Source organism: Prevotella conceptionensis 9403948, assembly GCF_000312305.1.
Taxonomy (GTDB): Bacteria; Bacteroidota; Bacteroidia; order Bacteroidales; family Bacteroidaceae; genus Prevotella; species Prevotella conceptionensis.
In genome coordinates this window covers 95,120-106,039 of the sequence record NZ_HE999448.1, presented here as the reverse complement: position 1 = coordinate 106,039, position 10,920 = coordinate 95,120, and the positions used below count along the sequence as shown (strand labels likewise).

Below are 10,920 nucleotides of genomic sequence, written 5' to 3'. Positions count from 1 at the left end.
CTATGTTAGACACGGTGCCCGTCTTCGGGGCCGACTTTGGGATGATGCTTACGCCAGGTAAGGCCTCCCCGTTTTCATCTACGACGTTTCCCTTCACTGTTATTGTTTGTGCCAAAACCGAACTCAATCCGGTTAGCAAGCAAAGGGTGAACATCCAAAATCTTACTTTCATAATTATCTAGGTTGATTATAGTTTTTCCTATGCCCCACGCAACCGTATGTTTAGTAAGCTTGGCCGCATGGTGCCTCCGTTGTAAACCCATTTTGTTTTAGTACAGCTGTCAGTACATTCACAGAGTTAAACCATTCTGCAAATATATGCAATAAATTTATAAAACCAAGCAAATAAGAAGAGTTATTTTCCAATTAATGCGCATTTTGTTGAAATCATGCGGCTTACTTGCACTAATTGTAAAAAGTATAATTTAATAATTGGTATCATTTTGCCAAGCAAACGGCACATCGTTTTTTACCTTTAAAACAAGGATAAACAAACATTTTAAGGCAACTTCCTTCGTTCCACGCAGCTAGAAAATTCTGCCATATTAGAACGTAATAAGCATGTTGTTTAACCCATAACACCAAAGTCCGCAAAGGTCTACTAGCAAAAAAAACGTTTTTATATTTTGTTCCATTGAGAAAATTTACCTATTTTTGCAACACCTAAACGTTCATTGTATCACACTTAATAAAAAAATAACTTCGTATGAAATCATATATAGCAGGCATAATCATCATGTCATTTACCTTGATATCTTGTCAAATCTCGGGCTTGACGTCAGGTTTTTCTCATCTATCAAAGAGAGCGCAAGAACGGGTTGTACATTATAAAGGTGCAATAGATGACATTCGCGATTTCTCAAACATATATGCGATTGGCGTAGAACAAACAAAAGACTACCTTACAAAGCACGAAAAGGTCATCATATATGATTTCACTCCATTTTGCAAATCGGGCTTTTGCGTGTCGCCTTTGGCACTTTCAGAAATCTGCAAAAGGCAAAACATCGACTTGTTGGTTATCTCAAACATCTATGACGACGTCTTTAGTGCGGTGAATAAGAATTTCCCCATACTGATGATAGACACAGATGCCCTTCAAACCAAGTGGCGGGGAAAGTACATTGAGGCTTTTTACCACCCGCTTATCGGCCGATCGCAAAAAGAAATAAACTATGCAAGCTACCTTTATTTCCATAATGGCACCTACGTAAGGAGCTTTAAAGATTATAGGGAAATAGAGAAAGCCGGCTTATGATTTAAGCTTACGGGCTTGTTGGTTTGTAAGTTTGCAAGTTTTTTCACAACCAGTGCAAGCAGAACGCCACTAACCCATAAGCGCAAGCATAAACCAAAGGCCGACAAGCCATAAAGCAAAAGGCCAAATGCCCATAAGGCGAGGTAGGCCAATGGCTTTGCACACCTCTTATTGACCTACCATTTAGCTAACGCCCACCTATCGCACAAGTTGATAGGTGGGCGTTTGGATTGTCTATCATACGCTTGTTAGAAATAAAAAACATGGTGTTTGGCCAGCCCTCGCCAGCCCATGTAAAACCGTAAGTTTGTGCCTTCTTAGAGCCCCTGTTAGCTCAATGTCAGAACAAGACGACTGTTCATATCCCACTCCTTATCTGCACACAATCCGTATTTTTTCATTATCTTTGCCTCATGGACAAGTTTACGCCCCGACAACGCCATCGCATCATGGCCTCGATTAAGTCGAAAGACACGAAGCCAGAGCTGCTCGTACGCAAGTATTTGTGGGCGCAGGGGTTCAGGTACCGACTAAACTACGGCCGCTTGCCAGGCCATCCCGACCTGGTTTTGCGCAAATACCGCACCTGCATCTTTGTTAACGGCTGCTTTTGGCATGGCCACGAAGGCTGCAAACGATGGACCTTGCCCAAAACCAACACCCCATTTTGGGAGAATAAGGTGAAACGCAACCAACAGCGCGATGCCGAAACGCAACGCCAACTGGCACGCATGGGCTGGCATTGCCTAGTGGTTTGGGAGTGCCAACTGCGCCCTTCGCTCCGCCAAAACACGTTGCAAGCCCTTGCCCACACACTTAACCACATCTTGCTAACCGACTACCAGCAACGCTATGCACTACCCCACCCCGATGAAGACGAGCCAATGATGGCGGCCGAAGAACGAAGAGGTTATTTATAATAAAACCCCGTTGGCGTAATTAATTTAGGGCATTCTGAATTCCGCCAATGGGTTAAGTCACTAAAAACAAACGACATGTGCAACTTTTTATCTGCATTTGTTGATTTGATTTGATTCCACCAACGGGTTTATATCGTATAATTATAGTCGGCAAGGAAATGGTTTTGGAATGAACCAATTGGAAATTGGGAGCTATAAGCTACTTCAACTCCCGATTACGAACATTCACCTCTCTGATAAAATCGCCTAAACGTTTATGCTCCGCTTTACTCATAGTTGTTTTTGTTTATCAGGTTAACCACAACTTTCACCATAACATCCTTTTCTTCTGTTCGACTTTCGGCAATCATCAGCGTGAGCGCAACAAGGGTACTGTCTGCTATGCGCTTGCTGCCGTCGGGATGATAGAGGATATGGTTGCCGTTGAGGAACCAAAGAAACAACGTGGCGGCAATGCGCTTGTTGCCATCGCTGAACGAATGGTTCTTGGTAACAAGGTAGAGTAGCATGGCTGCTTTCTCTTCCACACTGGGGTAGAGTTCTTCTCCGCCAAAGGTTTGGTATATCTGCCCGATAGAACTTTTAAAGGAATTGTCCTTCTCATGGCCAAAGAGAACAGAGCCGCCAAACTTCTCGCGCAACCCTTTGATAGCCTCCATTGCATTATCGTAGGTGGCATGGAACGGCTCTTCTTTTGTGGTCTTATTGATAGTAAGTCGCTCATAGTCGTAGTTGTCGAGGGTGTCCAGAGCGTAAGTATAATCTGTCACCACCTTAAACAATGCATCGGTCTCGTCGTTAGACAATAGCGGTTGGTGCTGAATGGTGCGCCCAAGCATACCAACCAGTTGGCGCAACTCGCCAATCTGCTCCTTGCGCATACGCTCGTTAATGGCATAGCCCTTGATGAGATATTGCTTTAACACCGTGTTTGCCCACTGACGGAAACGCGTGGCGTTTTTGCTGTTAACCCGATAGCCAACAGAAATGATGACATCGAGATTGTAATACTTTGTGCGATAAGTTTGCTTTCCTGTATTACCCACGTGTTCCAAAATGGAACATGTGCTCGTTTCGTCAAGCTCTTCGGATGCATAGATATTCTTCAAGTGCTTGGTTATTGCCGGGCGTTTTGTATTAAACAACTCCGCAATTTGTTGCTGTGTAAGCCACACCGTTTCGTTCTCCAGGCGTACATCCACCTGTGTCTGTCCGTCCTCAGACTGGTATATCACAATTTGATTATTCGAGTGCATAGTCTAAATGAATTAAATGGTTCTTTTCCAGTTCCTCTAAAAGTGCGTTTTCTCGCCAAGACAATGTTCGAGCAAGCTCGACATTGTTCATTTGGCTTAACGAAAACGTTCTTTTCTTGTTCCTCGAAAGGTGCGTTTTGCCTTTCCACTTCGCTCAAAGCTCCGTGTCGGCGATTTCCAATTCTCGCCATGACAATGTTCGAGCTAGCTCGACGTTGTTCATTTGGCTTAACGAAAACGTTCTTTTCTCGTTCCTTTAAAAGTGCGTTTTGCCTTTCCACTTCGCTCAAAGCTCCGTGTCGGCGATTTCCAATTCTCGCCATGACAATGTTCGAGCAAGCTCGACATTGTTCATCTGGCTTAACGAAAACGTTCTTTCAACTGCAATTTGTTCTCTTCCTTCTGTTGCAACAGGTCGTTTCTGGAAGGTGAGACTCAACACTACATACTTGTATTCTGACGGCTCGACAGAACCGCGCAGATAGTTCACCGTTTCCCAAAGCGTTTCTTCGATTGTCTTGGACTTTATCTGTTTCTTCGCCATTGTTTCTTTTTATCATCTTTCATTTTAGGAACTTGGCATTAGTATCATAATCTACGTCCAACAACTCTTTGAAATCAAACAGAAGTGGGCGGGCAATCTCCACTAACAGTGCCATAGGTGGTTACATCTTGTTGGTTATATAATATCACTCTAATCCCATTTTTGAAAGTTCTCTTTGGCCATCTATAACGTTTATAACGTTAGTATTGATGGTATGCAAATTTAATCATTATTTTTTACATAACAACAGGCTTTGTCGCTATATTTTTAATTCAGACAAACTATTTGTCGCATCAGTCTTTGGCTTATCCACAACGCGGGTATATTTTCCTAAACTCCCCTCTCGTTATAATAGAAACTCGTGTTGATAACTATCTTCCTTAGCATCTTGCATTGCCATTCGGTGAGGTTGGGGTTATCTGAATGGGGGATGGCAATAGTTGTTTAAGTCTCGTGTACCACGCGCATAATGTTTGTTTTTTTTGCGATAGTAACGAGCGTTGGCTGATATGGCGTATATGTAGCATGCCTCGATACGCTTGGTAAACGCTGACTTGCACGGCACTTCCTCGTTATTCTTGTAGGTGAACCCAATGCTGAGGAGGTTGCCGGCCGTCTCCCCAACTGAGTGAACGACACACCGCAAATCGCCTTATTTACTTTTCACAACAACAAGTTAGTGGGCTAAACGTCGGTCTCGTTTTGCGGATATGTAAAATATTCAGTACGAACTTTAACACTAAGAGTGCCGTTTTTGCTCGCCAATCGTTAGCCGGGCCGAAAAAATCGATTCTCGCGGAGGTTGGTTTTGATGCAAAAAGGGGTTAGTTGTGAATGCTGGCAAAATGAATTTTTATTTAAACTGACCGCCACTAACACCCGTTTTGGGGCCATTTTCAGCAAAATGGAGTGCGTTTTGGTGCTAAACGCAGTGTAATATGCCGCTAAACGCAGTGCGTTTTGATGCTAAATGGAGTGCGTTTTGGTGCTAAACGCAAGGTAAAATGGTGCAAAATGCAGTGCAATTTGCTGCTAAATGCAGGTCGATGCGCATAAATATCCGCTGAAATGGTATAAACAAAACCCCTCCGACCCACTAAAATAGGACTAAAAAAGGCAAAATGGCCATTAAAAAGTGGGATTTTAGAGGCTAAAAACAGGCAATTGGGCTTGAAAAAAGTGCGAACCGCCGACAATCTAGCAAGGCTAAATGGTGCTAAATGCAGCTGATTTTCTCAAAAATGGACTGAAAAAGAAATTCATAAGGCTGAAAAAATAGCTAATTGCCTGCTTTTGAAGCTTTATTTTTGCTGGAAAGGAGTGGTAGATAGAATGTGTTTTGTAAAATATAAGTAATCAATTTAACTAAAATCGGCCATCAGATAAAGGTGGAAAAAATGGTCTCTGATGGCCGATAGGGGATAAACAATGAACTCATGAACTCATGAACTCACAAACTCACAAACTCATGAACTAACTCAAAACTTCATAAACTTATGATAGTCGTTTCGTAGCTTTTGTGCCTTACGCCCGAAGGGGCCAGTGGGACACATGTTGGAGTAATAGTCGAACGATACGGCACGCGTTATGCGGGGTATGGCCAATTCGATGTTTAGTTGTTGCGATACACGCGAAATGCTTGCAGGACTATTGTCGCTGTTAAACGTTTCGAGGTCTGTCCAAAATTCGCCCTTAAAGGCAGAACCATCACCAAACAAGCCCGTTTCGGCGTGCTTGTAGTAAGTTTCTAAGCGGTCGAGCAACACGTGTCCAACGCCAACGCCATCTTGCAGCATAATTACTTGAAGGTTGCACTTGGCCAATTGCGACATGAAGGTTTGCAATTGTTCGGGCGTGCTTAGTGTGCTGTTCCAAAAGGCTGCGATGGCCACGGGCTTATTGTTAAGCTGGTGCAAGTGGTTTGAGATGCGGTCTACAAAGTGCGTTCTGAAGAGGTTCATCTTCTCTTCGGTGTTGTAGGCGTAGGGTTCGGGCTCGTGCGGAATATACCAACCCTTGAATGCGGGCTGTGTGCCGTAGAGCGCATTTATCTCTGTTGCCATGCGGTTGCATCGGTTGGCATGCTCGTCGAGCCATGTTTCGGAAGTTTGATTTTTCCAATAAGTCTCGTCAAAGTAAAGGCCAACATACACTTCCATGCCTTTTTCAGCTGCGGCAGCAAGCAATCTACCCAAGGCATACTTGCTTTTTTGCGTAACAAAAGTTTCGCTTGTGTCGAACCACACTTGTTGGTCGTGTGCAGAGAATTGCGCGATAACAGTACGCATACCTATCTTCTTCATGCCTTCTAGCAGACTGCTCCATTGGTATGGTGCCCAATTGTCTTTGTCGTAGAAGGTAACGAACGAACCCGTAAGGGCTTTCTTGGCATCGGGATTGGGATATTGTGTTTCGTCTAGCGATGCCATTCCGCTGTCTTTGGCGCATGCGGCGAATAGGAAAGACAGCAATAAAACTAAAAAATACTTTTTCATATAACTTTTTTTAGGAGTTAAGGAGTTAAGCCAAATGCTTTCTAGTGAGTAGTAAAGGAGTAAGGAGTAAAGTAGTAAAGGTAATAAGGATGTAAAGGGACTTTTTGAGGAGTTAAGGGGGTAAAGCTGTAAAGAAGTAAAGTTAGTTGCCTATAAAAAGGGTTGCAAGCATTCTTGTTATTTCCTTAATATGGTTATTAGCTAGCGAGTTAGAGACTTTGCTTGGAAGTTAGTGTCCCCAACAAAACGCTAATGGCGTTACAACTTTACTTCTTTACTACTTTACTACCTTACTACTTTACTACTTTACTACCTTACTACTTTACTACTTTACTACTTAAAAGAGCCTATTGCATCTCATCCAACACCAAAACGGGCTGTTTGCCATCGAGGTCTTGTTGTGCGAAGGTGGCAGTAAGTTCGCGTTCTTCGCCAGGGAAAAGGGTGATGAAGTTGTCGCTCCATATCGTGGGTAGCACCTCTGCACCACCTTCGCCCTTGGCAATGTATAGACGATGCATAAAGGCTAGCTGTGTGGAGGGGTTCTTCACCTTAATGGTCATCACCACGTCGTCGTCGCGTTGAGTTGTTTGCGTATCGAACTTCAAGGGCACCTTGGGCAAGCGCGTTAGTTCACGGAAATCGTTTTTGCCGTCGGCCGTTTGCCAATAGAAATTGTCTGACACGATGCGACCTTGCTTGTCTACCAGTTGTAGGCGAACGAAATGCACGTTGCTTACGCCCTGCGGAATGGGCACGGCAAACAGTTCGGTAAAGCAGTCGGCATCAAACGCACGCTGTGGCACCGTTTGTTGCCAAGCCACGTTGAGGTTGTTGTCGTACACTTTCACGTTCACCGTGATGTCGGTTTGTGGCTTGTGCATCGTGTTGATAACGCTCACCATGCGGTTATGCTCGTTCATCTGTATGTGTAAGGGCTCTAATGCCTTCTTTGCATAGTAGTACCCTGCGTTGGGATTGAGGAACCAATCGTATATTTGCCACAACACCTGTGGCCATGTTGCATTAAGTTTCCAGAGCATTACGCCCGTGGTGATGTCCCACATGCGATGATTGGCTGCCTCGAACATGGCCCGATAGCTGCCCGCGTTGATGTATTGCGCCCAACGGATGTAGTCTTCGGCCGACGAGGGCTGACCAAACTGCTGACGGATGGCGTTGTCGTAGGGTTTGAAGGCGTAACTTGACGGCGGACAACAAATGGAGTCCCAAGCATCGTGGTAGGCCCAAACCTTATCGAGCGGATAGTGTGCATTGCGCGGACCCTTGCCTAAATCGAACACATACTTCTTCATACTCTCGAGCGTAGATACGGCAGGAACACCCATTTCGTTGCGAAACATCTGGTCTTTTACCTCCAACACCTTATTATAATAATAGGGATGAGGGTACCAAGTGTAGTCGGGTTCGTTCTCATCGGTCATGCCTGTGGGCAGGTCGGGCTTGATGTAGGGCGTAAGTTTGTCTACATCCCAACCATGACTAGACGTTGCAATGAAGGGGCGAGTGGGGTCGTGCTGCTTAATGTAGGCACGTAGAGGTACGTATAGTTCTTCGCGCACCATCGTTTCAATCTGCATACACCACAGTGCCAACGAGGGATGGTTGCGGTAGCGTTTCACCACATCGTACATGTTGCGCAGTGCAAGGCGCGTATCGGTGGGATTGTTGAAGGAAGGCTCGCCGGGATAACTGGTCCAGCATTGGAAAAACACCTCCCACATCAGCAGTCCGTACTTGTCGTAAGTTTCCATAACAGCCTCTGGGGGCGAGGGCATGTCTTCGTTGGCAATCATGTTTACGCCGGCATTAGCCAGCAGTCGGGCCTCGTCGTACATGCGCTTGGGGTTCATATCGAGCAGCATGTCGGGCTGAATAAAGCCGCCCCGACAGAAAATGCGCTGGCCGTTTACCCAGAAAATGCGACCATGTTCGCCGTCGCGTTCCTTTAAAGTAGAGGTGATTTGGCGTATGCCGAAAGTGGTAGACTGCGTGTCGGACACCTTACCGCCCACTTCAAACGTGAGGTCTAGGCGGTGAAGATGTTGCAAGCCATAGCCATTGGGCCACCACAAGTGGGGATTTTGCACGTTGAGTTGGGCAAACTCTTCGGGCGAGAAGTTAACAGTGAGGGTTTTTCCGGCGGGTATGGTGACGCGCTTTTCAAAGGCGATGGTGGGCATTTGGCCCGGCATCTGCTTTTTATAGGTGTGGAAGTCTATCTCCTTTAGCAGGTTGATACGCCCGCGCAACACACCCGTTTGGGGCTTGTTGCTTGCGTTTCGCTATTCGGTTTGCACGGATATGCTGGCCTTTGTGGTGTCGGGCAGGTTCAGGTTGGTAACGATGTAGGGGTTTTCAATCTTCACGTTGTCGGTGTAAGTTAGGTACACGTCTTGATAAAGCCCCATGTTGCGGTCGCGTACCACGGGCGAACAGTCCCAACCGGCCATAAATTTGAGGGTTACATCCCTGAAAATCTCTTCTCCTTGACCTCTACCCTGCCCGAAAGGGGTGAAGAGATAGCCCGGACGAGGCGTGCCTACGTTGTCTACTTGGTATATCTTTACGGCCACCACGTTGGGTTTGTCTGCCGAAACAAGGGCTGTTATGTCGTATTTAAAGCGCAAGAACATGCCGGCCATCTGCGTTTTGTTGGCTACTTGCTTGCCGTTTACCCAAAGGTCGGCGCGATAATTGATGCCGTCGAAGTTGAGCCACACGCGCCTTCCGCGTTCGCCGGCAGGTATGGAGAACTGCGTGCGGAACCAATAGGGGTGCTTAAAGGGGTTAGGCACGCCCTTAATGTGCGAGTACTTGCTAAGTCCCAATCGGCGGTTTAGGTCGTCGGAGGCATCGGGTATGCGTAGGTCGTTGAGGTCGAAGTGCGGGTCGGGGTACACATTCTCTTTCACCAAAGCCCCCAATACGCTTGTGGGTATGGTGGCATTGTGCCAGCGTTGGGGCTTATAGGTGCGTAACGACAACACGTTGCCCGCTTGTGGCACGCGCGTGGTGGACTGCATTTGCCATTGCGTTAGCAACTGCCTACCGTTTTTTAGGCTGTTGTTGGCGGCGTGCGCCATCGTGAAACAGCACAGGCATACGAGCAAAAACTTTATTCTCATTATCAAAAATGGGTTTGGGTTAAGGGTTAGACGAGGGGCGCATAAGGCATGCTGCGCCCACAAAACCGGCGTTGTCGGCCAACGATGCCATAACGATGGGGGTGCGTTGGGCGGGCAACGGACAGATGTGCACCTGCAAACTGCGCATCAGGGCAGGCATAAAGAAGGGATGGGCAGTGGCAATGGAACCGCCAAGCAGAACCACATCGGGGTCGATGAGGTTGATGCACCAGGCTAAGGGCACGGCTAGATGTTGCCCAAAGGTTTCCCATGCGTCGAGCGCATGACGTTCGCCTTGCTGTGCACGCAGGTAAACTTCTAGCGAAGAGGCGTCGGTATGGGCTATTTGTTTGTAGATGTTGGCCACGCCCTGTCCCGAAATGGCGTCTTCGATGATGCCTTTTCCGTGGGGCGAACACCATATTTCGCCTGCTGTGCCAGTGGCACCATTCCATATTTTGCCGTCTACCACCAGCGCACAGCCAATGCCCGTGCCAAGCGTGAAACCAAGAACAGTGCGTTTGTTGCGCGCCGCACCGAATACGGCCTCGCCCAATACCAGGCAATTGGCATCGTTGTTGAGGGCCACGGGTAAGTCTACGGCCTGTTGCAGTGCCTCGCGCAAAGCGAAATGTTGCATGGTGGGTAGCTGCGGACAATCTAAAACCAAGCCCAGGTCGAGGTCGAGTGGCCCCGTAGAACCCACGCCCACGCCCACAACGTCTTGCTTTTGAAGTCCGTTGGCACTCATCACTTGTCTAATAGACTGTGCGATGTTCTCCACAATCTGTTCTTTCGGCAGCTGACTTTGCGTGGCAATCTTAATCGGCGTGCCGATAACGCGGCCGTCGGTTGCATCTATGGCGCCAGTCATTATCTTTGTTCCGCCTAGGTCTACGCCTATAATGATATTGTTCATTGTTGTTTTAAGTTTATGAGAATCTTTGAGGAGTAAAGGAGTAATGGAGTAAAGGAGTAAAGGAGTAAAGCCAAATGCCTTGTTGCTTTGTTGCTGTTTATCTTGTCAACGCTCCTTCATCCCTTTTCCCCACACGGCCACAGCCATGACGTATGCAAAGGCAACGACATTTACAGCCATGCCCCAAACCATGCCGTATGCGTTGCCAACAGCACCTACAAGCCAGCCAATGAAAGCTCCGCCCACAATAGCTGTGCCTAAAATGCCTGAGAGCATGCCGTGATCGTGGTTGAAACTGTTGATGACGGCACTGAATAAGGCCGTGAACGACACACAAGTGAAGTAACCCACAAGGGCAAACGACACCAAGGCCACACCT

Annotated in this window: 8 protein-coding genes and 1 pseudogene; 2 read left to right on the top strand and 7 right to left on the bottom strand. The window is 46.8% G+C overall.

Annotated features, from left to right (window positions below; genetic code table 11):
* Positions 1–706 precede the first annotated feature (706 nt).
* Together BN93_RS09855 and BN93_RS09850 are read left to right on the top strand one after the other, a co-directional pair.
* Complete coding sequence (locus tag BN93_RS09855; protein WP_019188168.1) at positions 707–1,258, top strand: hypothetical protein; 552 nt, start codon at positions 707–709, stop codon at positions 1,256–1,258.
* Between the two features lie 413 nt (positions 1,259–1,671).
* Positions 1,672–2,178, top strand: coding sequence for a very short patch repair endonuclease (locus tag BN93_RS09850; RefSeq protein ID WP_009231099.1), 507 nt, complete (start codon positions 1,672–1,674; stop codon positions 2,176–2,178).
* 266 nt (positions 2,179–2,444) lie between these two features.
* On the opposite strand, the gene rhuM is transcribed toward BN93_RS09850, so the two are convergent.
* The 7 genes and pseudogenes from rhuM to BN93_RS09820 form a co-directional block, all read right to left on the bottom strand.
* Positions 2,445–3,434, bottom strand: coding sequence for a virulence protein RhuM/Fic/DOC family protein (gene rhuM, locus BN93_RS09845; protein ID WP_044260370.1), 990 nt, complete (start codon positions 3,432–3,434; stop codon positions 2,445–2,447).
* Between the two features lie 286 nt (positions 3,435–3,720).
* A complete protein-coding gene (locus tag BN93_RS09840; protein ID WP_019188165.1) occupies positions 3,721–3,978 on the bottom strand; it encodes a type I restriction-modification system subunit M N-terminal domain-containing protein in 258 nt (85 codons plus the stop codon).
* A gap of 1,478 nt (positions 3,979–5,456) precedes the next feature.
* Complete coding sequence (locus BN93_RS09835) at positions 5,457–6,473, bottom strand: DUF4434 domain-containing protein (RefSeq protein ID WP_019188164.1); 1,017 nt, start codon at positions 6,471–6,473, stop codon at positions 5,457–5,459.
* Between the two features lie 347 nt (positions 6,474–6,820).
* Positions 6,821–8,749: a glycoside hydrolase family 2 protein gene (locus tag BN93_RS09830; protein WP_019188163.1), complete on the bottom strand. Its 1,929-nt coding sequence runs from the start codon at positions 8,747–8,749 to the stop codon at positions 6,821–6,823.
* Positions 8,750–8,779: 30 nt separating this feature from the next.
* Positions 8,780–9,622: a glycosyl hydrolase 2 galactose-binding domain-containing protein gene (locus tag BN93_RS18630; protein ID WP_232211159.1), complete on the bottom strand. Its 843-nt coding sequence runs from the start codon at positions 9,620–9,622 to the stop codon at positions 8,780–8,782.
* A 19-nt stretch (positions 9,623–9,641) separates the two neighbouring features.
* Complete coding sequence (locus BN93_RS09825) at positions 9,642–10,541, bottom strand: ROK family protein (protein WP_019188161.1); 900 nt, start codon at positions 10,539–10,541, stop codon at positions 9,642–9,644.
* A 105-nt stretch (positions 10,542–10,646) separates the two neighbouring features.
* Positions 10,647–10,920, bottom strand: a pseudogene (locus BN93_RS09820) (MFS transporter); the annotation flags it as partial.

Coding starts and splice junctions, on each gene's coding strand:
- BN93_RS09855 (WP_019188168.1), top strand. CDS start 707: ATGAAATCATATATAGCAGGCATAATCATCATGTCATTTACCTTGATA.
- BN93_RS09850 (WP_009231099.1), top strand. CDS start 1,672: ATGGACAAGTTTACGCCCCGACAACGCCATCGCATCATGGCCTCGATT.
- rhuM (WP_044260370.1), bottom strand. CDS start 3,434: ATGCACTCGAATAATCAAATTGTGATATACCAGTCTGAGGACGGACAG.
- BN93_RS09840 (WP_019188165.1), bottom strand. CDS start 3,978: ATGGCGAAGAAACAGATAAAGTCCAAGACAATCGAAGAAACGCTTTGG.
- BN93_RS09835 (WP_019188164.1), bottom strand. CDS start 6,473: ATGAAAAAGTATTTTTTAGTTTTATTGCTGTCTTTCCTATTCGCCGCA.
- BN93_RS18630 (WP_232211159.1), bottom strand. CDS start 9,622: ATGAGAATAAAGTTTTTGCTCGTATGCCTGTGCTGTTTCACGATGGCG.
- BN93_RS09825 (WP_019188161.1), bottom strand. CDS start 10,541: ATGAACAATATCATTATAGGCGTAGACCTAGGCGGAACAAAGATAATG.